The organism is Butyricicoccus sp. AM27-36 (genome assembly GCF_003480945.1).
Taxonomy (GTDB): Bacteria; Bacillota; Clostridia; order Oscillospirales; family Butyricicoccaceae; genus Agathobaculum; species Agathobaculum butyriciproducens.
In genome coordinates, this window is the sequence record NZ_QUJR01000012.1 from 890 (window position 1) to 23,035 (window position 22,146).

Genomic DNA, 22,146 nt, shown 5'->3' on the forward strand with positions numbered 1-22,146 from the left:
TCCGAAGAGAAGCCCTATCTCTAGGACGGTCATCGGGATGTCAAGACCTGGTAAGGTTCTTCGCGTTGCTTCGAATTAAACCACATACTCCACTGCTTGTGCGGGCCCCCGTCAATTCCTTTGAGTTTCAACCTTGCGGCCGTACTCCCCAGGTGGGATACTTATTGTGTTAACTGCGGCACGGAAGGGGTCAATACCTCCCACACCTAGTATCCATCGTTTACGGCGTGGACTACCAGGGTATCTAATCCTGTTTGCTCCCCACGCTTTCGCGCCTCAGCGTCAGTTAATGTCCAGCAGGCCGCCTTCGCCACTGGTGTTCCTCCGTATATCTACGCATTTCACCGCTACACACGGAATTCCGCCTGCCTCTCCATCACTCAAGACCAGCAGTTTTGAAAGCAGTTTATGGGTTAAGCCCATAGATTTCACTTCCAACTTGCCGGCCCGCCTGCGCGCCCTTTACACCCAGTAAATCCGGATAACGCTTGCTCCCTACGTATTACCGCGGCTGCTGGCACGTAGTTAGCCGGAGCTTATTCTTCAGGTACCGTCATTTTTTTCGTCCCTGATTAAAGATCTTTACAACCCGAAGGCCTTCTTCAATCACGCGGCGTTGCTGCGTCAGGGTTTCCCCCATTGCGCAATATTCCCCACTGCTGCCTCCCGTAGGAGTCTGGGCCGTGTCTCAGTCCCAATGTGGCCGTTCAACCTCTCAGTCCGGCTACTGATCGTCGCCTTGGTGGGCCGTTACCCCGCCAACTAGCTAATCAGACGCGAGCTCATCTAAAAGCGGATTGCTCCTTTGGCAATGAAAACATGCGAATTCATTGCTTTATGCGGTATTAGCAGCCGTTTCCGACTGTTATCCCCCTCTTAAAGGCAGATTGCTCACGCGTTACTCACCCGTCCGCCACTAAGTCGAGAATTCCAATCCCGAAGGATTTTCCAAAACGACTCCGTTCGACTTGCATGTGTTAGGCACGCCGCCAGCGTTCATCCTGAGCCAGGATCAAACTCTCTAAAAATTGTATTAGAACGAAATTTCTTTCGTTTTAACCGACTTCAGAGTCTGACGTGTCACTTTGTTTTAACTGGAGTTGTGACTTCCAGCGATTTACCAAGAGTAAAAAACTCTCGAAATTTCAGGTTCGCACTACAACCTTCGTTCTTTTGAACAAAAGTTTAAGCACATCGTTGTTTAATTTACAAGGTACAATCTGCTGTTTTCAAAGAGTTTTCACAACTTTTCGTCGTTCTCAACCGCTCATCAACAGCTTATTTAGTATATCAAAACCAGAAGCGTTTGTCAAGAACTTTTTTCAAATTCTTTTTTGAAGAATCAAGTCGTTCTAAATCAAACTTTTCGGTTTTGCGCTCGTCTCTGAGAGACAGCTTTACTAGAATACCAAATCCGACAGCGAATGTCAAGAGTTTTTTCGTCTCTGTTCGACATTTATTTCTCGTTTCTCCGCACAAGACTGATTACAAAAGCCGCAATCGACAGTCCTGCGCTGACCGCTGACAGCGCGCACGCAATAATATCCAGTGTCAACTTGACTTTTTTCTGTTTTTTATTCATTTTTGAGCATTTCTCCTTGTATAACTACAGCATGTACCGCTTTGGATGCTTTTACATAAAAGACCCGCCTGAAAGTACGGCGGGTCTTCCTCTATGCAGCTTTGCATCATTACTTCATCAACTCTGCCAGCAGCATAACCTTATCCACATTGCCTTCAACCTTGATTTTTCCCTCAGCGATAGCAACCTGCGGAACCAGCTTGCCGGTAAGCACCTTCTCCAGATTCGTCATCGACCCGGAAACGATTGCATCGTGGTCAATATACTCATACGGCATAACGGACACATTGCCGTTCAGGATTTCGATGTAGAATACACCTGTAATCTTGCCCGTAAGATTAAACTGCACCGCAACCTTGCCTTCCGTGCCGGCAATATCGGCTTTCTTTAATCTGTTGTAAAACTTTCCAATCAGCTGATCAATATCCATCGGACTCACCCCTGCTCTATTTTCTATCTTTATTATACAACACATGCAAGAAAAAGCAAGGATAATTTTGGTGATTTAGCCGTGAAACCGTAACAAAGCGACTGTGCAATTTTTAATGCACAGTCGCTTTGTAAATTGAACAGTAATCAACAGTTAATTTCAGGTCTTTCGATCGAATTTAGTGTGACAATGCGGGCAGGTAATCATAATCTTTCCCTTTCCCTTGGGCACGCGCAGGCGCTGACCGCACTCCGGACACTTGAAATAGCAGTGTGTCTTACGGTCGGCAAAACGGCCCTGTGCACCGCGAATCCTGTTCGATACCGGACGCCACCATCTCATGAACTTTTCATTCTCCGCATACCGCGCCTGAATATTGCGCGAGAACATGCGGAAATAGCACAGGCACAGCAACGCGAGAATAAATACGTTCATCCACGCCCAGCCGAGAATGCGCGCTACGATAATGAGCGCAATGCCGAGAATGAGCAGTGCGTTATTGAGCGGGTCGCTGCCGTAGCGGCCTGCCATAAAACGGCGGAAAAAATCCATTTATGCCTCTTCCTTTCCGCAAACGTGCTCGAAAATCAGGTCAAGCACCTCATCACGACCGAATCCCTTCTCTGCCGAGAACGGAATGACCGGCACTTCCTCCGGCAACAGCAATGTCTGACGAATCTCCGCGATATTGCCCGCAAGCTGGCTCTTCTTGATCTTATCCAGCTTGTTGGCGATAATCACCCACGGCTTACCGGATGCGCGGAACCACTCCGCCATCGTCATATCGTCGCGCGTCGGCTTGTGACGAATGTCCACGATCTGGATGCCCAGCGTCAGCAGATCCATTGCAAAGTAGGTCTCCATCAGAGCACCCCACCGCTGCTGCTCAGCCTTGGAAACGCGCGCGTAGCCGTAGCCCGGAAGATCGACCAGATACATTGCCTTGTCGATCGTGAAATAGTTGATGTGAATGGTCTTGCCCGGCTGTGCACTGACACGCGCAAAGTTCTTGCGATTCAGCAACTTGTTGATGACCGAGCTTTTGCCCACGTTGGATTTGCCCGCAAACACGATCTGCGGCAGCGGGTCATGCGGAAAATCGCTTTCCTTGACCGCCGAGCGCAGAAATTCCGCGTTATGCAAATTCGGTTTCTTCATTTCCATATTATTGTACCACCGTTGTCGATGCCGAGTCCGCTGCACGCTTTACCGGTGCGGACTTGCGTTTTTTCTGCTTGGGACGGCGCGAAAAGTCAATCGCGGTCTCTACCACCGTGTCCATGTGCTCCGCAATGACAAAGTTGATGTTTTCCCGAACGACCGGCACGATGTCCTTCAAATCGCTCTCGTTGTCCTTCGGAATGCACACGGTCTTGATGCCCGCACGGTACGCCGCCATGGTTTTCTCGCGCAGACCGCCGATCGGCAGCACGCGGCCGCGCAGCGTTACCTCGCCGGTCATGGCAACCTCGTGACGAACCGGCGCGCCGGTCAATGCCGAAATCAGCGCCGTGGTGATCGTCACGCCTGCGGACGGGCCGTCCTTCGGAATCGCTGCCTCCGGGAAGTGAATGTGCAGATCGTTGTCCTTGTAGAACATTGGGTCGATGTTCAGTGCCTCTGCCTTGGAGCGCACGAACGTCACAGCCGCCTTTGCGCTCTCCTGCATGACCGTGCCGAGGTTGCCGGTGATTTCGATCTTGCCGGTGCCCGGCACGACTGCCACCTCAACCTCGAGCATTTCACCGCCGACACTCGTCCACGCGAGACCGTTTACAATGCCGACCTCGTCCTTCTTGCTGACCAGATCGTCCTTGAAAGTCGCCGTGCCGAGCAGCTCCTCGAGATTCTCCCTGGTAGCCGTCAGGCTTTCGTCGCCATCCGCGATATGCTTTGCCGCCTTGCGGCACAGCTTCGCCAGCACCTGCTCAAGACGGCGTACGCCTGCTTCGCGGGTGTAGCCGCTGATGATCGCATCAAGCGTTTCATCGTCCACGATCAGCTGATTTTCGCTCAGGCCGTGCTTCTTCATCTGCTTGGACAGCAGGTGACGGCGTGCGATCAGGCGCTTTTCCTCCGCCGTGTAGGACGGCAGCTCGATAACCTCCATACGGTCGAGCAGCGGACGCGGAACGGTCGAAAGATCGTTCGCAGTCGTCAGGAACACCACGTCGGACAGATCAAACGGCAGTTCGATGTAGTGGTCGCGGAAGGCAACATTCTGCTCGGTGTCCAGCACTTCAAGCATCGCCGATGCCGGATCGCCGCGGAAGTCATTGCCCATCTTGTCAATCTCGTCGAGCAGGATGAGCGGGTTGGACGTACCGGCACGGCGCAGCGCATCCATAATACGGCCGGGCATTGCGCCGATGTAGGTCTTGCGGTGACCGCGGATATCCGCCTCGTCACGCACACCGCCGAGGCTCATGCGCGTGTAGTTGCGGCCCATGGCCTCTGCAACGGACTTGGCAATCGAGGTCTTGCCGACACCCGGAGGGCCGACCAGACACAGCACCTGCCCCTTGAGGTCGGGCGCAAGGCTCTTGACAGCAAGAAACTCCATAATGCGTTCCTTGACCTTCTCCATGCCATAGTGGTCGCGGTCGAGGATCGCCTGTGCTTCCGCCAGATCATGACGTTCCTCGCTCTTCTTATTCCACGGCAGGTCGAGCACGGTATCCAGATAAGTACGCACGACACCCTGCTCGGCCGTCGAGCCGCTCAACTTGGCAAAGCGGTCCACCTCACGGATGAGCTTGTCCTCGCACTCCTTCGGCAGCTTGAGGTCGAGCACGCGCGTGCGGTAGCTTTCCGCTTCTGCGGCTACGTCCTGTTCGCCGAGTTCAGTCTGAATGACCTTGATCTGCTCGCGCAGGTAGTATTCCTTCTGGTTTTTGTCGATCTGGGTCTTGAGTTCGTCCTGAATCTCGTTTTCGATCTTGAGGACCTCGGTCTCCTCACCGAGCATGCGGATCACCATCACCAGACGGCGGGTAATGCCAAGCTCTTCGAGGATCTCCTGCTTGGCTGCCACATCGACCGGAATATTCTGGGCGATATAGTCTGCCAGATAGCCCGGATCGCCGCCCTCGGCTACGGTCAGCTCCACATCGGGTGACAGACGGGACGCATACTGTGCATACTCGCCGAAACGCTCCTGCGCGGTGCGCACGAGTGCCTGCGCGCGGCGTTCGGTCACGCCGTAAACGTAGTCCTCGAGTTCCTCAACCTCGGCATACATGCAGTCCTCGTCCTTCTCGGCGGCGATAAAGTTGTGCGCGAGTGCGCGGGTCTTGCCCTCGACCAGCACGCGGATATTATCGCCCGGCAGACGCAGGATCTGGCGAATCTGGCAGATCGTGCCGATCTGGTACAGGTCGCTCGGCGTCGGCGTATCGGTTTTCAGTTCGCGCTGCGCGGTCAGGAAGATGGTCTGGCCGTTCTTCATCGCCGCTTCCAGTGCGCGAATCGACATCATTCTGCCCACATCAAAGTGGACAATCATATTAGGGAACGCCGTCAGTCCGCGCAGCGGCAGCACCGGCAGGCGGCTGAGGATGATTCCGTTAAGCTCTGTCATATGTTCGTTTCTCCTTGCACGGAAAATTGTCTATTAGTTTCAGTATAGTATATCTTCCGGGGTTTGTAAAGGCGTTGAACGTTAAAATACGGGCGGGAATCTCGTTCCCCGCCCGTATTGGTTTTGATTGGTTATGCGCTCTTGGTCGGCTTTCTGCGCGAAGCCTTTTTCGGCGGCTGCTTTTCCGCCGGAACAGCCGTGCGTTCGCCGTGCTCGACAATCGGCTCGCCGGTGCCGTCCACAACGCCCGGCGTGATCTCCACGCGGCAGACGGTCTCATCGGACGGAATACGGAACATGATGTCGGTCATCACGTTCTCCAGCACACCGCGCAGACCGCGGGCACCCGTTTTGCGCTCGAGTGCAACCTCAGCCACACGCTCCAGTGCCTCCGGCTGGAACTTCAGCTCTACACCGTCCATTGCGAACAGCGTTTCGTACTGCTTGACCAGTGCGTTCTTCGGCTCCTGCAGGATGCGGACAAGTGCTTCCTTATCCAGCGTATCGAGCGAAACGATGGCCGGCAGACGGCCGATCAGCTCGGGAATCAGGCCGAACTTCATCAGGTCATGCGGCTCGATCTTGGCCAGCAGACGGTCGGTCTGCTCGTCTTCCTTTCCCTTTACCTCAGAACCAAAGCCCATACCCTGCTTACCGGTGCGCTTCTGGATGATACCCTCGATACCGTCGAATGCACCGCCGCAGATAAACAGAATATTGGTCGTGTCGATCTGAATGAATTCCTGATGCGGATGCTTGCGTCCGCCCTGCGGCGGTACGTTGGCAACCGTGCCCTCGAGCATTTTCAGCAGTGCCTGCTGTACGCCCTCACCCGAAACATCGCGGGTGATGGACGGGTTTTCGCTCTTGCGGGCAATCTTGTCGATCTCATCGACGTAGATAATGCCGTGCTCTGCCAGCTCCACATCAAAGTCCGCCGCCTGAATCAGTCGCAGCAGGATGTTCTCGACATCCTCACCGACGTAACCGGCCTCGGTCAGCGTGGTCGCATCCGCGATCGCGAACGGAACCTGCAGAGTCTTGGCCAGCGTCTGTGCCAGCAGCGTCTTGCCCGAGCCGGACGGACCCAGCATCAGGATGTTGGACTTCTGCAGCTCTACCTCGGTCTCCGGATGGTAGATGCGCTTGTAGTGGTTGTAAACCGCAACTGAAAGGGCAATCTTCGCGCGATCCTGACCGATAACGTACTCATCGAGCACTTTTTTCAGCTCCTGCGGCGTCGGCAGGTGCTCGGGCTTTACGAGTGCATGGCTCTGCGGCTCGTACTCCGGCATGAGATCCAGCTCGTCATCCAGAATGCTGGTGCATACGCCGATACACTCATCGCAGATATACACGTTCGGTCCTGCGATCAGCTTGCGCACGCGGCTCTGCGGCTTGCCGCAGAACGAGCATTTCAGTTCTTTTCCATCATCATAACTTGGCATATGCCACCTCTATACTACGAAAAAAATTACAATTACGACAATGCAGAATTGCCTTAGTGCTTATCGAATACCTTGTCGATCAGGCCGTATGCAACAGCCTCGTCCGCGGTCATGAAGTTATCGCGCTCGCAGTCAGCCGTCACGGTCTCAACCGGCTTGCCGGTATTTTCGGACAGGATCTTGTTCATGCGCTTCTTGATGATCTCAAGGCGCTTCAGGTGGATCGCCATATCAGTGATCTGACCCTGCGTGCCGGCGGACGGCTGATGGATCATGATCTCAGCATTCGGCAGCGCGTAGCGCTTGCCCTTGGCGCCCGAGGACAGCAGAAATGCACCCATGGAAGCCGCCATGCCAATGCAGATGGTCGAAACATCGCACTTGATATAATTCATGGTGTCATAAATCGCCATACCTGCGGTTACGGAGCCGCCGGGGCTGTTGATATACAGCGAAATATCCTTATCCGGGTCCTGTGCTTCCAGATAAAGCAGCTGAGCCACGACCAGAGAAGCGGTCGTGTCGTTTACTTCATCGCACAGCATGATAATGCGGTCATTCAACAGACGGGAGTAAATATCAAACGAACGCTCGCCGCGGCCGGTCTGCTCTACGACCATAGGGACTAAACTCACTTGGGAAAACTCCTTTCAGCAAGGTGGATAAGCTGCGAAAAAGCGCAGATTTTGTCCTCCTTGAATATAGGTGAAAAAGCGCGAGCGTCGCTCGCGCTTTTCTTATGAACCAACGCTAAGCGTTTGGTTTGCTGTTGTTTGCGCGCTTTGGGGAATCAGCAGAAATTACTCTGCGGTCTCCTCGGTGGTCTCCTCAGCAGCCTTCTTCTTTGCTGCCTTCTTAACCTTGGCGTTCTTCTTGATGAACTCGAGCGCGTTCGAGATCTTCAGATCGCCCTCCAGAGCTTCCTTGGATACGATGGCCTTAACCTTCTCGACTTCCATCTTGTACTGCTCTGCCATCTTAGCATACTCTTCCTCGAGTTCCGTGTCGGAAACAGTAATGCCTTCCAGTTCAACAACCTTCTGCAGTGCCAGACGGGTCTTAACCTGACGCTCTGCCTGGCTCTGGAACATTGCGCGGAATGCGCCCATCTCAGTGCCGGTCATCTTGAGGTACTGCTCGAGGCCCATGCCCTGCATCTGCAGACGGTAGCCGAAGTCCTGTACAATGGTGTCAACCTGAGCGTCGATCATTGCAGCCGGAATGTCAGCCTTCATGCCGTCGATTACAGCGTCCAGAACCTTCTCCTCGAAAGCGTTGTCAGCAGCTTCCTGACGCTCTGCCTTCAGGCGCTCGGTGATCTCCTTCTTCAGATCGTCAAGGGTCTCGCAGGTGTCGGAAACGTCCTTAGCGAACTCGTCGTCGATCTCCGGCAGGATGGTCTCCTCAACCTTGTGTACCTTGCACTTGAAGGTAGCTTCCTTGCCTGCCAGCTCCTTAGCGTGGTACTCCTCCGGGAAGGTAACAACTACGTCCTTCTCGTCGCCGGCCTTGCAGCCGATCAGCTGATCCTCGAAGCCCGGGATGAATGCGCCGGAGCCCAGAGTCAGCTCGTGATGCTCTGCCTTGCCGCCCTCGAACGGAACGCCGTCTACGAAGCCCTCGAAGTCGATATCAACGGTATCGTTCTTCTTAGCCTTGCGCTCTACGGTCTCGGTGCGGGCGTTGCGCTGAGCCATGCGGTTCAGCTCTGCCTTAACGTCAGCCTGCAGAACCTTAACGGTCTCCTTCTCAACCTCGATGCCCTTGTACTCGCCGAGCTCAACTTCCGGCTCAACCGGTACCTTGGCGATGATGGTCAGGCCGCCCTCTTCTGCCGGGTCGCCCAGGTCAACGTCTGCACGGCCGACCGGCTTGATGCCGGACTTCTCAACAGCCATTTCCATAGCGTCCGGGTAAATGATATTGAAAGCTTCTTCAAAGAACACGCCTTCGCCGTACAGCTTCTCGATCATCTTGCGCGGTGCCTTGCCCTTGCGGAAGCCCGGAACAGTGATGTTCTTGCCGGTCTTCTTGAATGCCTTGTCCTTAGCTGCTTCAAACTCAGCCTTGGTGATCTCGATAGTCAGAGCAACGACGCTGTGCTCCTGCTTTTCAGTGTTTTTCAGTTCCATGTTGCCAATCTCCTTACTTACTTTCGATTGTATCTAAATCATTCTACCAGATTATTTTGAGAATTTCCATAGTTTTTTCTATTTTTTCAGAAAAATCGGGATAAAATCCACAAAATCTCCGGAGACGAGCTTCCATTCTATTCCTTCCTGCTCGCCTGTTACGGCATGACTCAGGCTTTTCCCGTGCAAATGTCCGTAAATACAGCGCTTTACACCGTACTTATGCAGCAGTTCGATGATCTCACCGCAGCGGTAGGACGCATAAAGCGGCGGATAATGCAGGAAACAGAGAATCTCCTCCGGGTCTGCGGCAGCGCCGAGCTTCAGCGACGCCTCGAGCCGCAGCAGCTCGCGCTTGAAGATTTTCTCGTTGTGCGGGTCGGCGAAGTCCTCCTCAAAGGGCCAGCCGCGTGTGCCGCACAGCGCGGTCTTTTCATAGAAAAAACAGTTGTTGTGCAGAAAATCAATGGTAGTAAATCCGTTTTCATCTAAGAAACGGTGCATTTTGGAGGCGGTTTCCCACCACAGATCGTGGTTGCCCTTCAAAATGATCTTTTTGCCCGGCAGCGAGTCGATCAGCGCAAAATCGCCTTTCGCTTCCGCAAGGTTGATGCCCCACGAAATATCCCCGCCCAAAACAATAGTGTCCTCCGGCGCAACAAGCGCACGCCAGTTTTTGATGATCTTTTCCGTGTGCCCCTGCCACCGGCCGCCGAAAATATCCATCGGCTTGGCTACATCAGAAGCAAGGTGCAGATCGGCAAGCGTATAAAGCGCCATTATAGATCCTTGAGCAGGCCGACGGTGGACAGAATGTCGGCCTTGTCTACCACGCGGTCAAAGCGCGGCGTTTTGCCTGCCAAAGCGGCGAGCGGAGCGGGTGCCGGTACACCCGTCAGCTGAGAGAGCACCTCCAGCTGGGTAACGTCATCGTTCTCGAGCGTACCGCCGAGCGCCTCGATGACCGAGCGGCAGAACTTGAACGGAGACGCGGTGGACGCGATCACGGTCGGCGTTTCGTCGCCGGTGCGTGCGCGGTAGTCCTCGTATACACGAACGGCAACTGCGGTGTGCGTATCGCACAGGTAGTTCTCGTCCTTCCACAGCTTGTTGATGGTATCAGCCGCGTGGCTGTCATCGCAGCAGCCTGCGTCGAACTCAGCCTCGATCTTGGCAAATACATCCTCGGCTACCTTGTAGCTGCCCTCGGTATTCAGCTTGCCCATCAGCTCTGCGACCAGCTTGTCGTTGAAGTCGGAAGCGAAGAACAGCAGACGCTCGAGGTTGGACGAGATCAGGATGTCCATCGACGGCGACGTGGTGGTGAAGAAATCGCGGTTGCGGTTGTACTCGCCGCCCTTCTTGAAGAAGTCGGTCAGCACGTTGTTGCGGTTGGACGCGCAGATGAACTTGTTGACCGGCAGACCCATCTTCTTGGCGATGTACGCCGCAAGGATGTTGCCGAAGTTGCCCGTCGGTACGCAGACGTTGATCTTATCGCCCTGTGCAATGGTGCCTGCGGCAACCATATCGCAGTATGCGGAAACGTAGTACGCGATCTGCGGCGCCAGACGGCCCCAGTTGATGGAGTTTGCCGAGGACAGCATCATGCCGTCCTTATCGAGCGCTGCGCGGGTATCCTCATCGGTGAAGATGCGCTTTACCGCGCTCTGTGCATCGTCAAAGTTGCCGTGGATGGCTACAACCTCGACGTTTCTGCCTTCCTGCGTTACCATCTGCAGCTTCTGCATAGGCGATACGCCGTCCACCGGATAGTACACCATGATCTTGGTGCCCGGTACATCGTGGAAGCCGTCGAGCGCTGCCTTGCCGGTGTCACCCGAGGTAGCGACCAGAATGCAGGCGGTACGGGTTTCGCCGGTCTTGCGCAGGGACGCGGTGAGCAGGTGCGGCAGCATCTGCAGCGCCATATCCTTGAACGCGCAGGTCGGACCGTGCCACAGCTCAAGCAGGTTCTTGCCCTCGCCCAGCTTTACCACCGGTGCGGTATCTGCACCGCCGAACTTTTCATCGGCGTAAGCCTTGGACGCAAAGTCCGCCAGCTCCTCCGCCGTAAAGTCGGTCAGGAACTTGCCGAGAATGAGCGCCGAGCGGCCCTTGTAATCGCTCTCCGCAAGCGTTTTCCAATCCGCGTCGGTAAGCGTGGGAAACGCGGTCGGGCAGTACAGACCGCCGTCCGGTGCGATACCGTTGGCGATGGCGTATGCCGCGGAAACCTTGCGCTCCTTATTTCTTGTGCTTACATAATCCATATTTTTACAACCTCCGCAGTGGTTTTGATTGCTCCTTCTATTGTATAGCAAATATGTATGTTTGGGCAATAGGCAATTCCGTGGAAATTCCGCCGTCCTGTCACAACATTTTCTGCATAAAGTTGAATGCGTTGTCATAAAACAGCCCATCGACCGTTTCCTGCTTGTAGCCAAGTGTCAACATGCGGTCTGCCAGACGATACATATCCGCCAGACCATCAATGCCGATCGGCAGGGTATCGCAGCCATCAAAGTCACAGCCGAGCGCGACCACCTTCTCGCCGTACATACCGATGAAACGCTCGATGTGGTCGATGGCGTCATCAATCACCGAATCGCTCTGCCGCACGAGGAACGGCGTGTACAGGTTGACGCCGACCAGTCCCCTGCGGTTGGCAATCTCGGCAAACTGCTCGTCGGTCAGGTTGCGCGAGTTGCGGCACAGAACCCGCGAATCGCTGTGGGTCGCAACAAACGGACGGTCGGTTGCCGCGCACACGTCCCAGAACCCGCGGTCGGACAGGTGCGATACATCAACGAGTATCCCCTTCTCGCCGCAGTCACGGACCAGCTGCTTGCCCAGCTCGGTCAGACCCTCGTTCTGACCCACGGCGGATGAGCAGCCGTAGCGGCTGCGGTAATTCCACGTCAGCGTGATGAGACGCACACCGGCGTCGTAAACATAATCGAGCGCGTCCGGCCGGTCGGGCAGCAGCTCCGCGCCCTCGATAGAGAGCAGCGCCGCCGCCTTTCCGGCCTCCACTGCCGCGCGGATGTCTGCCGCCGAGCGGCAGAACGTCAGCCAGTCGGCGTTGGCGGCAAACTCGCGTCTGGCAGTCGTCAGCATGCGGTCGAACCGCTCATCGGCGGGCGTATCGAGCAGACAGTCGCGTGTTTCCGGCGAATACGGCTGTCTCGCGCCGCAGAACAGCGCAAAAAACTGCACATATGGCTGATACCTGCGCGCTGCCGCGTAATTGATATGTAAATCGTTCTCCCGCAGGTGTTTTCCTGTCTCGCAGCACTCGTAAATGGTGTCACAGTGCAAATCAAACAGCTTCATACTCACCCTCCAAAGGCGTTTTCCAGATGGTTGATGCGCGGCGGGACCGGTGCGCTTTCCTCGCCGTAAACCTCGATCACGTCAAACCGCGGCTGTTTTTCAGTCGGATGCTCCTGCAGCCACGCCTGTGCAGCGGCGATGATCTTCGCCTGCTTGGCTGGTGTGACGGCTTCGCACGCTGGACCGTAGCGGGCATTCCTGCGCGTCTTGACCTCCGCAAAGATAACATACTGCGCGTTCTCCGCGATAATGTCAATCTCACCGAACCGGGTGCGGAAATTCGTCGCTGCCGTGTGCCAGCCGCGCTTTTCGAGGTACAGCCGCGCCGCTTTTTCTCCCCACGCGCCCTTCATCGCGGTGCATCCGGATGCTTTTCGTAAAATTTCTTGAGGAAGGTCATCCGGTGGATCGGGCATGGACCGTGTTCGAGCAGTGCCTCATCGTGCGCCTTGGTCTCGTAGCCCTTGTGCTTTTCAAAGCCGTACTGCGGGTACTGCTCGGCGAACTGGCGCATCAGGCGGTCTCGCGTTACCTTGGCGATGATGGACGCTGCCGCGACAGACGGAATTTTTGCATCGCCGGAGACCACGCACTCGTGCGGCTGCTCGAGTCCCTGTGAGCGGTTGCCGTCCACATAGACAAAATCCGCCGGGCGTGTCAGACCGTCCACCGCCTGCTTCATCGCGCGGTAAGTCGCCTGCAGGATGTTGATCTCGTCAATCACCCGCTCGTCCACGAGCGAAACCGACCACGCAAGCGCGTTTTCCGTGATTTCATCGAACAGCTTCTCACGCTTCTTTTCGCTGAGCTTTTTCGAGTCGTTCAGCCCCTCGATGACGATTCCGGCGGGCAGGATAACTGCGGCAGCGCACACCGGTCCGGCGACCGGACCGCGTCCGGCCTCATCCACGCCGCACACCGAGCCGTAGCCGTTCGCCCATGCTTTTTCTTCGTATTCCCAAGTCATTTTCGTCTCTCCTAAAACCAAGGGCGAACACAGTGGTTCGCCCTCGAAATGTTGGTTTATTCCGGCTTCTCGAGCGTAATGCGGCCGAGAACACCGCCGCGGAACTCATCGAGCAGGATGCGCGCCATGCGCTCGGTGTCGATCTCACCGCCGCGCAGCAGAAAACCGCGGCGCCTGCCCGCCTGCTGCAGCAGCTCATAACCGAGGAAATCGCACTCCTCCTCCGGAATGGCGATGCTGTAGCGGTCGATGATGGTCTGCGGCGCCTGTTCGGCGAGCAGCTCCATCAGCTTGCAGCCGAGCGTCTCAACGTCCAGAATATCATCCTTGATCGCGCCCGTGCACGCCAGCAGAATGCCGACGCGCTCATCGTCGAACTTCGGCCACAGGATGCCCGGGGTGTCGAGCAGGTCAATGCCGCTCTCCACGCGGAACCACTGGCTGCCGCGCGTTACACCCGGACGATCCGCCGCCTTGGCGGATTTTCTGCCGAGAATGCGGTTGATGAACGTGGATTTGCCCACATTCGGGATGCCGACGACCATCACGCGGACGGACTTGCCGACCAGACCCTTCTCATTCCACTGGGCGATCTTGTCCGCCAGCAGCGTGCGAACCGCACCGGAGAACGCCTGCGTGCCGTTGCCGCTGCGGCTGTCGGTCTGGATGACCGCCATGCCCTGCTCGCGGAAATGCTTCGCCCAGACAGCCGTCATGTTCGGGTCGGCCAGGTCGATGCGGTTGAGGATCATCATACGCGGCTTGCCTGCTGCAATCTCATCCATATCCGGGTTGCGGGACACCTGCGGAATGCGTGCGTCCACGACCTCGCAGACTGCGTCCACCTGCTTGATATACTCCGCCATCTGCCGGCGAGTCTTTGTCATATGTCCGGGATACCATTGAATGTTCATATTACTTCACCGTTCCAAAATCGCTGATTGGGAAAACCACGCTCTGCACATGACCGAGGATGTAGCGCTCATCCACCATGCCGAGACGGCTGTCGCGGCTGTCGGTAGAGGCGTTGCGGTTGTCGCCCATGACGAACACGCAGCCCTCCGGCACGGTCTGCGGATAGGTCAGATCGCCCATATGCTCGAGTACGTCGATCGTTTCGTTGATATACGGCTCATCGAGGACCTCGCCGTTGACGCTCACGTCGCCGGTTACAGGATCAATGTCCACCGTATCGCCGCCGGTCGCAATGATGCGCTTGACGATCGGCTGATTGTTGTAAAAACCCTCCTTGCGCAGCACGACAACGTCTCCGCGCTCGGGCGTATAGTTCAGGTTGCTTACCAGCATGATGCTGTGATCCTCGAGGGTCGGGTACATGCTCATGCCGTCCACGCCGATCAGGCGCACGAAAAACGTGAATACGACCACGAAGAACACCAGAACCGCCATCAGGGATTCGCCCCAGCCGAACAGCTCGCTCGAGAAGCGTCCCTCACTCTTTTTATTTTCGGTTTGCTGCATTATGATTTCCTCCATCAAAAAGATAGCATACAATATTATTATAGCGATAATACAGCGTATGCGCAAGTGAAAACAAAAAACGGAGAGCAAAAGCTCCCCGTTTTTGTTCGGTTGTAATGTTAGAATTAAACCTTCTCTGCGATCTTGGCAGCCTTGCCTACGCGACCGCGCAGGTAGTACAGCTTAGCACGGCGAACCTTACCGCTGCGAACAACCTCGAACTTAGCAACGTTCGGGGAATGTACCGGGAAGGTCTTCTCTACGCCTACGCCGTAAGAAATGCGGCGAACGGTTACGGTCTGGTTTACGCCAGCGTGCTTCTTAGCAATGATGATGCCTTCGAATACCTGAATACGCTCGCGGTTGCCCTCCTTGATCTTTGCGTGTACCTTAACGGTGTCGCCGATCTTCAGAGTGGGCAGATCGCTCTTGAGCTGCTGCTCGGACAGGACTTTAACGAGATCCATTTTTTAGTCTTCCTTTCGTCTTAGACATTCTTGCCGCATCGTAAACCCATAAATGAGCAGAGGAATGCCCGTGTTCATTGTTACTCGACTATAATATCATATCATGCGGCGGATTGCAAGTGTTTTTTCAATCCTGCGCAGATTTTTGTCTCATTCGCTCGACAGACTCGGCGTGCACGGTCTCGGTCTGCGCCTGCGCCTTCTCGTTGTCATAAATGCCGATGACAACGTAATCTCCCACCTGCAGGTCCTCAAAGCCGATTTCCTGCGTTTTGCCGGTGTCGGAATTGTAAGCAGAAAGCGCTGCTTTCGAGCAGTCTGCCGTGCCATGCTCGCCGAATACAGTCGTCTCTCCCGCATCCCGCACAGTGATTGTTTGATTTCGGCTGTCTGTGGACACAATTTCTGCGTCGGCAAGCAATCTAATCGGCTTTTGCTGACTGCAAGCGCATAAAAGCAGACAAATCCCCAATCCCGCAACATAAGAATTTTTTCGCATTTTATCGCCATCTTGCATAATTTTTATCACAAATCGCTTGCATTTCTTATTCACTTTTATTATACTGAAAATGCTACCCGATGTAAAGGAGTGTTTTTTCATGTGGGCATACGAAAGCGTATTTTATCAGATCTATCCCATCGGCTTCTGCGGTGCGCCGCGCGTAAACGACGGCGTGACCGTTCCGCGCATCCGCAAGGTCAGCGACTGGGCGGAGCATATTGCATCTCTCGGCTGCAATGCCGTGTACTTCTCCCCGATTTTTGAGTCCGACAGCCACGGCTACGACACCCGCGATTTCCGCAAGGTGGACTGCCGTCTCGGCACCAACGAGGATTTCGCCGCCGTCTGCAAAACACTGCACGAGCACGGCATCAAAGTTGTGCTGGATGGCGTATTCAATCATGTCGGACGAGGTTTCTGGGCGTTCAAGGATGTGCAGGAGAAAAAATGGGATTCCCCCTACAAGGACTGGTTCCACATCTCCTTTGACGGCAACTCAAACTACAATGACGGCTTCTGGTACGAGGGCTGGGAAGGTCATTTCGAGCTGGTAAAGCTCAATCTGCGCCACCCCGATGTGCAGCACCACATTTTCGAGTGTATCCGGCAGTGGAAGGACGAATTCGGCATTGACGGTCTGCGGCTGGACGTGGCGTACTGTCTCGACAAGGATTTCATCCGTGCGCTGCGCGGCTTCTGCGACTCGCTCTCGCCCGACTTTTTCCTCGTCGGCGAGCTGCTCCACGGCGATTACAACCAGTTTGTCGGAGATGGCATGCTGCACTCCTGCACGAATTACGAGTGCTACAAGGGTCTGTATTCCTCGATGAACAGCTACAACCTGTTTGAGATCACGCATTCGCTGCTGCGCCAGTTCGGTCCGGAAAACTGGACGCTGTATAAAGGCAAGCACCTGCTTTCGTTTGTGGATAACCACGATGTGACGCGCGTTGCGTCCATCCTGCAGAATCCGGCGCATCTGCCGCTGATCTATGCGCTGCTGTTCGGCATGCCCGGCATTCCGTGCATCTACTACGGCAGCGAATGGGGTGCCGAGGGCAAAAAGCAGGACGGCGATGACGCTCTGCGTCCCTCGTTCGAGCAGCCGATCGAGAACGACCTGACCGCCCGTATCACCGCAATGGCGAAGGCGCACCGTGAAAGCCGCGCGCTTTGCTACGGCGGCTTCAAGCAGCTTGTGCTCACCAACAAGCAGTGCATCTGGGAGCGCGAGACAGACGGCGAACGCGTGCTCGTTGCGGTAAATATCGACGAGCAGCCGTACCATGCACACTTTGACGCGCGCTGCGGCCGTGCTGTGGACCTCATTACCGGAGAAATGCACGACTTCGGCGGCGGCAGCGAATTGCCTCCGTACTCGGCTTACTTCTGGAAGTGTGAGTGCTGAGCGTACCCGTAAGATAGAGAAAACCCTCCGTATGGTTTCATACAGAGGGTTTTTATGCCTTTATGCCGGATCATATCCCGGCAGTTCGCTCTGATCGGCATGTTCTGCCACAAGTTCTTGATTCAAGTCATTCCAGCAGGCGCCGATATCCGCACGTGTGAAATAGCGAAATCCGCCTGTCTGCGAAGCCAGATAGCCGTTTTTCACGCCGCTGCAGACGTAAATCAGTTCATAGTTCGTCCCGTCCGAAAGCTGAAACCGAAAACTGGTCACATCTCCTCCGTCACCGCTATCATCTATCGTCTTATCTTTGAGCGGCAGACCTTCCAGCCGCTCATACAGCGCTTTGATATCGTCTTTGTCTGTAACGATTTTCTTCTCTGCCGTTATAGGGACGCCCTCGAAATGATACATTACAGCACTTTCCACATCATCGGCTGTAAACGGCAAGTCCAGCTTGACCGTTTTTCCACTGCAGCCGATCAATCCCGTCATGAAAATCAGTAAAACGATAAAGCCTGCTGCCTTTTTCATTTCATCACGCTCCTTTACAAGAAGTTACTTTCGCTTTACATAGTCGATAACGAGGGCATACGCCGTGCCGTCCGCCAGATCGGCGCTGAATACGACAGCCGTACCGTCCTTGCGGTAACGCTCAAGCGCAGACTTTTTCAGCGTCAGCGTCTGACCGCTGATCGTGTAATCGCTGCCTGCGTTGAGCGTTTCGGTCACGCCGTTGTTCTGCACGGTCACCGTACGCACGCTTGTGCGCGTCAGCGGCAGCGTGAACTTCGGTTCGCTCGGCGAGAACGTGTTGTACTCCTCGACCGCCCAGCTTTCGCCGTTCGGTGCGGAATCGCTCACGGTCAGGGTGAATGCCTCGGTCTTGCCGTTTTTCAGCTCAACGCTGATGGTGTAGCTACCCGCTCGAAGCTGCGCCAGCACACCGCGCGGCAGGATGAGCGAACGCGTCGAAGAATCGAACGTGTAGTCGATGCTCGACAGACCGAGCACTACATCCCGGATATCCTCCGAGGTGTTGGCGCCGCTCAGACGTGTGTGCACATCCGCGTACTTTTCCGACTTGTAATAGCGGTCAAAAGACGCATTCTGCACATTTTCGTTCACCGAAGAATCGGTAACCGCAATGGCGATTGCCGTCGTTTTGCCGTCCGAGAGCGTCAGCGTCAGCTTGTAGCTTCCGCGCGGCAGCCTGCCCAGCCAGTCCGCGCTGATGGCGGCTCCGGTCGAGGTCTGCGTATAGTCCGTGCCTGCGACGAGGACTGCACCGTTACTCTCGATTTTCTCAATTTTCAGACCGTTCGGCACGGTGACCGCAACATTTTTGCCCAGTGCAGAGAAGTTATTCAGATCGACCGCTATGCTTTCCGGCGAAACAGCCGCCGTCACACTGCCCGTGAGCGTCTGTCCGCCTGCGATGGCGGTCACGCCGTTTGCGATCGTGTAGCCGGAGACCCGCACGCTGCTGGCAAAACTCACGCCGCTGCTCTTGATCTCCGCCTGATAAATCGTGCCGTAGCCGGTGACAGACGCAGGCTTGCTGGCGGTCATGCGGTAGACCGACGCATTCGCAGTGATGGAAACCGTGGATTCGGTATCCAGCTCCAGATGATTGATATCCGCATCCAGCGTCAACGAAACCTTCTTATCACCGTTTATTTTTACATCCGCGAAGCCTTCATAGCCTGCGGTGGTCAGCTTTTTCTCGTAGAGCACTGCTGTGCTGCGAACCTCTGTGCTCGGAAAACGAGCGGCGCCTGCCGCAGTAACCTGCAGCAGGCGACCCATAGGCGAGGACACAACGATGTGGTCGCTCATTGTATTCGTCATTGTTACCGTGCCGCCGGCTACAATGATCGTACCCTTGACGTACACGTCATTCAGCTGTACCGCATCCGAAGCCAGACCTTCGGTCAGGTACAGATCGCCATCGATCGTCGCGTCGGACAGCGTGCAGCTTTCCGAGATGGTGACGTTCGCGGTATCGCTCTTGAGGTCGGAGCCGGTATACGCTTTTCCTGCCGTCGAGAGCGAGGTTCCAAGATAATAGTACAGGATCTTCGCCAGCTCTGCGCGGGTGATGACCTTGGTCGGCTTGAAGGTATTGTCCTTGTAGCCGGTGATGATGCCCTTGTCCACAGCCGCCTTGACATAGCCTGCCGACCACGCCGCAACCTTCGTCTTATCCTTAAAAGACAGGTTTGCCGGTTTTACATTACCCGGATCGGCCTTGTACAGCCGCCCGAGGATAACCGCCGCCTGCTCACGGGTGACATAACCCTCCGGATTCATCCTGCCGTTGCCGGTGCCGTTGATGTAGCCGTACTTCTCGGCAATGCGCACCGTGTCGTAGTACCACGAGTTGGACTGCACATCGCTGTACGAAATGCTTGCCTTCTCTGTGAAGTGAAACGCGCGGTTGACATAGCGCATGAACTCCGCACGAGTGACCTTGCGCTCCGGCTCGTACTTGCCGGTGGTCGCACTCGGATTGATGATGCCCTCCTCATCCAGATATTCGATAAAGCTTTTGCTCCAGTGTCCGTCCAGATCAGAGGCAAATGCTGCCGGTATCATCGTTGCCAGCATCGCCGCACACAGGAATGCAGATAATAAACGTTTTTTCATAAGATACACCTCGTATGTGGGTTACAGGCAATACCAAATGATTGAACAAGAGCGATTTACGAGCAAATTTTGCGTACTGATTAGGCGTGGTTTTGCAGCAATACGAGGTATTGCAAAAAATCACAACGACATCAGGACACAAAATTTCCGTAAAGCGCCGCAGCTTTAATCGTTTGGTATTGCCTAAAGTATAACATAGACAAACCCGCTTGACAACAGGCTTTGCCGGACACATTCTGCCAATGTTTACGCATTTCGGACATATTCGAGGAAAATTCGTCCTTTACGGCTCGTACCGCCGAACGCCTCCACGCGCGCACGGCCGACGCCGCGCACAGTCAGACGGTCGCCTTCCGTAATCTGGTGCTCCGGCTTCATGCAGGGTGTGTTGTTGACGAATACCAGTCCCTTCTCGATCCGCGCCTGTGCGTCCTTGCGCGGCAGACCAAAAATCAGAGCGGCTACGCTGTCCAGACGCGGAGACGCCACCGAACCGGTCCCCCGTTTTTCCTCGACTGCCGCGTGCTTCAGGTCGCTGAGGTCCTCGCGTGTCAGCGAAAGCTGCTTGCGGCCCGCTTTGGCGAAGTGCATGAGGATGAACTCCGCCATATCCTCGAGCACGATGATGTCTGCACCTTCCTCGTGCACGAGAATGTCACCGACCACCGAACGGTCGATCTGCAGGCCCATCAGCGAACCGAGGTAGTCGCGGTGCGTGAGCGTGTCCTCCCTGCGCTTGCGGGCGCGCAGCAGCGCCAATGGCGCGGACAGCTTTGCGCTCTCGGCATCCATGTAATCCGGATAAAACAGATAGATCCCGCGTTCCGCGTCCTCATAGCCGCCCCAGAACAGCGCATGACCGGTCGCTCCGGCAAGGCGCACCGCATCCGTGCACAGCGCCCGCTGCTTGAGGTCGAGGAACTTGGTATGGGTCAGATAACCGCGCTGCTCACACGTCTGCTCCTTGTCGAGCAGTCCTGCCAGCAGCAGCTTATCGTCGCCGCTGTGGGCAAGCGCAGTCAGGATCTCTTGCTTGGTCTTCAAGGTATTTTCCTCCATTGCGGCATGGATTTTCCGTTATGCCGCCCATTGTTTTGCATGATAGTATTGTACTATCTTCTTTTTTCGTTTACAATAGAGATTAGCATTTTAATGATGGAGATGATCGAATTGACCGTGAAGGACGCCGTTTTGCAGGCACTCGAACAGGCACGCGGCACCCGCCTTTCCGGCGGACGGCTCGCCGAGCAGCTTGGCGTATCCCGTGCGGCGGTGCACAAGGCGATCGCCGCACTGCGCGAGAGCGGCCTTGCCATTGACGCCGTGACCGGAGAAGGCTATCGCCTGGCCTCGGATGACGACAGCCTGACTGCCGCAGGCATTGACGCACTGCTCGATACCGCGGTCATCGGACGCGAAATCCTGGTCGAGCCGTCGCTCACCTCGTCCAACACAACGATGAAGGAGCAGTATCTCGGCAGAAAGCACGGCTTCACGCTGTTTGCCGAGGAGCAGACCGGCGGGCGCGGACGGCTCGGCCGCACGTTCGTCTCCCCTGCCGACACTGGCGTGTACATGACCATCCTGCTGCATCCGACACTGCCGCTGTCGCACCTGTCGTTCGTCACCATTTCGGCGGCGATCGCGGTCGTGCGCGCCATTGAGCAGACAGCTGGCTTCACGCCGCAAATCAAATGGGTGAACGACGTGCTGATGAACGGACGCAAGCTGTGCGGCATCCTCACGGAAGCGACCATCGAGGGCGAAACCGGCACGGTAAGCTCGCTCGTGGTCGGCATCGGCATCAATCTGCAGCCCAATCCGGCGTGGCCCGAGGAAGTACAGGCGGTCGCGGGTGCCATCAGTGACTTCGGCAAGCCGCCCCGCAGAGCCGAACTGGCCGCCGCTGTCCTCAACCACTTCGAGGATGTGTACCTGCTGCTCGAGCAGGGCAAGGAACCCGAGCTGCTCGAGCAGTACCGCGAACGGCTGTGCTGCATCGGCCGTCCGGTGACGGTCAGCAGTCCGGCAGGCCGCTACGAAGCCGAGTGCGTCGGACTGGACGAGAATGCACATCTGCTGGTGAAAACCGCAGACGGACAGGTGAATGCCCTGTCCTCAGGCGAGATCAGCATTCGACTGTAAACCGCATTTTTATACATT

22 protein-coding genes and 1 rRNA gene (1 of these 23 running past the window's edge) are annotated in these 22,146 nt (G+C 55.7%); 2 read left to right on the forward strand and 21 right to left on the reverse strand.

The window, feature by feature from the left end; all coding sequences use genetic code 11:
* From DW724_RS13650 to DW724_RS15685, 18 genes are all read right to left on the reverse strand, one after another.
* Positions 1–1,028: ribosomal RNA gene (locus tag DW724_RS13650) — 16S ribosomal RNA — on the reverse strand (it extends 716 nt beyond the left edge of the window).
* A 428-nt stretch (positions 1,029–1,456) separates the two neighbouring features.
* Positions 1,457–1,582, reverse strand: coding sequence for a hypothetical protein (locus DW724_RS16275; RefSeq protein WP_256372149.1), 126 nt, complete (start codon positions 1,580–1,582; stop codon positions 1,457–1,459).
* 109 nt (positions 1,583–1,691) lie between these two features.
* Positions 1,692–2,012, reverse strand: coding sequence for an SCP2 sterol-binding domain-containing protein (locus DW724_RS13655; RefSeq protein ID WP_158574710.1), 321 nt, complete (start codon positions 2,010–2,012; stop codon positions 1,692–1,694).
* Between the two features lie 159 nt (positions 2,013–2,171).
* The gene (locus DW724_RS13660) at positions 2,172–2,564 is read right to left on the reverse strand and encodes a hypothetical protein (protein ID WP_117490730.1); all 393 of its coding nucleotides are present in this window, start codon (positions 2,562–2,564) and stop codon (positions 2,172–2,174) included.
* Positions 2,565–3,176: a ribosome biogenesis GTP-binding protein YihA/YsxC gene (gene yihA, locus DW724_RS13665; protein ID WP_227600708.1), complete on the reverse strand. Its 612-nt coding sequence runs from the start codon at positions 3,174–3,176 to the stop codon at positions 2,565–2,567.
* A 1-nt stretch (position 3,177) separates the two neighbouring features.
* Complete coding sequence (lon, locus tag DW724_RS13670; protein ID WP_118761854.1) at positions 3,178–5,592, reverse strand: endopeptidase La; 2,415 nt, start codon at positions 5,590–5,592, stop codon at positions 3,178–3,180.
* Between the two features lie 131 nt (positions 5,593–5,723).
* The gene (gene clpX, locus DW724_RS13675) at positions 5,724–7,040 is read right to left on the reverse strand and encodes an ATP-dependent Clp protease ATP-binding subunit ClpX (protein WP_118761855.1); all 1,317 of its coding nucleotides are present in this window, start codon (positions 7,038–7,040) and stop codon (positions 5,724–5,726) included.
* A gap of 53 nt (positions 7,041–7,093) precedes the next feature.
* On the reverse strand, positions 7,094–7,675 hold the full coding sequence (gene clpP / locus DW724_RS13680; RefSeq protein WP_117490728.1) for an ATP-dependent Clp endopeptidase proteolytic subunit ClpP: 582 nt from the start codon (positions 7,673–7,675) through the stop codon (positions 7,094–7,096).
* A gap of 165 nt (positions 7,676–7,840) precedes the next feature.
* Positions 7,841–9,172 carry a trigger factor gene (gene tig, locus DW724_RS13685; protein WP_118761856.1) on the reverse strand — a complete coding sequence of 444 codons (1,332 nt, stop codon included), beginning with the start codon at positions 9,170–9,172 and terminating at the stop codon, positions 7,841–7,843.
* 78 nt (positions 9,173–9,250) lie between these two features.
* Positions 9,251–9,952 (reverse strand): metallophosphoesterase, encoded by a 702-nt coding sequence (locus DW724_RS13690; RefSeq protein ID WP_118761857.1) that lies wholly within the window; start codon positions 9,950–9,952, stop codon positions 9,251–9,253.
* Complete coding sequence (thrC, locus tag DW724_RS13695; RefSeq protein ID WP_118761858.1) at positions 9,952–11,445, reverse strand: threonine synthase; 1,494 nt, start codon at positions 11,443–11,445, stop codon at positions 9,952–9,954. The genes DW724_RS13690 and thrC overlap by 1 nt, the downstream gene beginning before the upstream one ends.
* A 100-nt stretch (positions 11,446–11,545) precedes the next feature.
* Positions 11,546–12,508, reverse strand: coding sequence for a dipeptidase (locus DW724_RS13700; RefSeq protein WP_118761859.1), 963 nt, complete (start codon positions 12,506–12,508; stop codon positions 11,546–11,548).
* Between the two features lie 2 nt (positions 12,509–12,510).
* Positions 12,511–12,861, reverse strand: coding sequence for a YraN family protein (locus DW724_RS13705; RefSeq protein WP_158580367.1), 351 nt, complete (start codon positions 12,859–12,861; stop codon positions 12,511–12,513).
* Positions 12,858–13,475: a ribonuclease HII gene (locus tag DW724_RS13710; RefSeq protein WP_117752253.1), complete on the reverse strand. Its 618-nt coding sequence runs from the start codon at positions 13,473–13,475 to the stop codon at positions 12,858–12,860. Before DW724_RS13710 ends, DW724_RS13705 begins: the two co-directional genes overlap by 4 nt.
* A gap of 56 nt (positions 13,476–13,531) precedes the next feature.
* A complete protein-coding gene (gene ylqF, locus DW724_RS13715) occupies positions 13,532–14,389 on the reverse strand; it encodes a ribosome biogenesis GTPase YlqF (RefSeq protein ID WP_110436595.1) in 858 nt (285 codons plus the stop codon).
* A 1-nt stretch (position 14,390) separates the two neighbouring features.
* Positions 14,391–14,957: a signal peptidase I gene (gene lepB, locus DW724_RS13720; protein ID WP_110436594.1), complete on the reverse strand. Its 567-nt coding sequence runs from the start codon at positions 14,955–14,957 to the stop codon at positions 14,391–14,393.
* A 125-nt stretch (positions 14,958–15,082) separates the two neighbouring features.
* Entirely contained in the window at positions 15,083–15,424 is a 342-nt protein-coding gene (gene rplS / locus DW724_RS13725) for a 50S ribosomal protein L19 (protein WP_110436593.1), read from the reverse strand.
* Between the two features lie 127 nt (positions 15,425–15,551).
* Complete coding sequence (locus DW724_RS15685) at positions 15,552–15,923, reverse strand: hypothetical protein (protein ID WP_158580369.1); 372 nt, start codon at positions 15,921–15,923, stop codon at positions 15,552–15,554.
* Positions 15,924–16,023: 100 nt separating this feature from the next.
* On the opposite strand from DW724_RS15685, the gene DW724_RS13735 reads away from it, so the two are divergent.
* Positions 16,024–17,334: an alpha-amylase family glycosyl hydrolase gene (locus DW724_RS13735; RefSeq protein WP_118761862.1), complete on the forward strand. Its 1,311-nt coding sequence runs from the start codon at positions 16,024–16,026 to the stop codon at positions 17,332–17,334.
* Between the two features lie 60 nt (positions 17,335–17,394).
* Here the strand turns inward: DW724_RS13735 and DW724_RS13740 are convergent, their stop codons facing one another.
* The 3 genes from DW724_RS13740 to DW724_RS13750 form a co-directional block, all read right to left on the reverse strand.
* On the reverse strand, positions 17,395–17,868 hold the full coding sequence (locus DW724_RS13740; RefSeq protein WP_118761863.1) for a hypothetical protein: 474 nt from the start codon (positions 17,866–17,868) through the stop codon (positions 17,395–17,397).
* A 24-nt stretch (positions 17,869–17,892) separates the two neighbouring features.
* Complete coding sequence (locus tag DW724_RS13745) at positions 17,893–19,983, reverse strand: S-layer homology domain-containing protein (RefSeq protein ID WP_118761864.1); 2,091 nt, start codon at positions 19,981–19,983, stop codon at positions 17,893–17,895.
* Positions 19,984–20,229: 246 nt separating this feature from the next.
* A complete protein-coding gene (locus DW724_RS13750; RefSeq protein WP_158574454.1) occupies positions 20,230–21,027 on the reverse strand; it encodes a YlmH family RNA-binding protein in 798 nt (265 codons plus the stop codon).
* A 108-nt stretch (positions 21,028–21,135) separates the two neighbouring features.
* On the opposite strand from DW724_RS13750, the gene DW724_RS13755 reads away from it, so the two are divergent.
* Positions 21,136–22,128, forward strand: a complete 993-nt coding sequence (locus tag DW724_RS13755; protein WP_158580371.1) for a biotin--[acetyl-CoA-carboxylase] ligase — start codon at positions 21,136–21,138, stop codon at positions 22,126–22,128.
* Positions 22,129–22,146: the final 18 nt, after the last annotated feature.

Excerpts from the sequence above, each read along its gene's own strand:
- DW724_RS13745 (WP_118761864.1), bottom strand. The coding sequence starts at position 19,983 with ATGAAAAAACGTTTATTATCTGCATTCCTGTGTGCGGCGATGCTGGCA.
- DW724_RS13710 (WP_117752253.1), bottom strand. The coding sequence starts at position 13,475 with ATGACTTGGGAATACGAAGAAAAAGCATGGGCGAACGGCTACGGCTCG.
- DW724_RS13705 (WP_158580367.1), bottom strand. The coding sequence starts at position 12,861 with ATGAAGGGCGCGTGGGGAGAAAAAGCGGCGCGGCTGTACCTCGAAAAG.
- lepB (WP_110436594.1), bottom strand. The coding sequence starts at position 14,957 with ATGCAGCAAACCGAAAATAAAAAGAGTGAGGGACGCTTCTCGAGCGAG.
- DW724_RS16275 (WP_256372149.1), bottom strand. The coding sequence starts at position 1,582 with ATGAATAAAAAACAGAAAAAAGTCAAGTTGACACTGGATATTATTGCG.
- DW724_RS13740 (WP_118761863.1), bottom strand. The coding sequence starts at position 17,868 with ATGAAAAAGGCAGCAGGCTTTATCGTTTTACTGATTTTCATGACGGGA.
- DW724_RS13755 (WP_158580371.1), top strand. The coding sequence starts at position 21,136 with ATGATGGAGATGATCGAATTGACCGTGAAGGACGCCGTTTTGCAGGCA.
- DW724_RS13700 (WP_118761859.1), bottom strand. The coding sequence starts at position 12,508 with ATGAAGCTGTTTGATTTGCACTGTGACACCATTTACGAGTGCTGCGAG.
- DW724_RS13660 (WP_117490730.1), bottom strand. The coding sequence starts at position 2,564 with ATGGATTTTTTCCGCCGTTTTATGGCAGGCCGCTACGGCAGCGACCCG.
- DW724_RS13690 (WP_118761857.1), bottom strand. The coding sequence starts at position 9,952 with ATGGCGCTTTATACGCTTGCCGATCTGCACCTTGCTTCTGATGTAGCC.
- tig (WP_118761856.1), bottom strand. The coding sequence starts at position 9,172 with ATGGAACTGAAAAACACTGAAAAGCAGGAGCACAGCGTCGTTGCTCTG.
- lon (WP_118761854.1), bottom strand. The coding sequence starts at position 5,592 with ATGACAGAGCTTAACGGAATCATCCTCAGCCGCCTGCCGGTGCTGCCG.
- ylqF (WP_110436595.1), bottom strand. The coding sequence starts at position 14,389 with ATGAACATTCAATGGTATCCCGGACATATGACAAAGACTCGCCGGCAG.
- thrC (WP_118761858.1), bottom strand. The coding sequence starts at position 11,445 with ATGGATTATGTAAGCACAAGAAATAAGGAGCGCAAGGTTTCCGCGGCA.
- yihA (WP_227600708.1), bottom strand. The coding sequence starts at position 3,176 with ATGGAAATGAAGAAACCGAATTTGCATAACGCGGAATTTCTGCGCTCG.
- DW724_RS13735 (WP_118761862.1), top strand. The coding sequence starts at position 16,024 with ATGTGGGCATACGAAAGCGTATTTTATCAGATCTATCCCATCGGCTTC.
- clpX (WP_118761855.1), bottom strand. The coding sequence starts at position 7,040 with ATGCCAAGTTATGATGATGGAAAAGAACTGAAATGCTCGTTCTGCGGC.
- DW724_RS15685 (WP_158580369.1), bottom strand. The coding sequence starts at position 15,923 with ATGCGAAAAAATTCTTATGTTGCGGGATTGGGGATTTGTCTGCTTTTA.
- rplS (WP_110436593.1), bottom strand. The coding sequence starts at position 15,424 with ATGGATCTCGTTAAAGTCCTGTCCGAGCAGCAGCTCAAGAGCGATCTG.
- DW724_RS13655 (WP_158574710.1), bottom strand. The coding sequence starts at position 2,012 with ATGGATATTGATCAGCTGATTGGAAAGTTTTACAACAGATTAAAGAAA.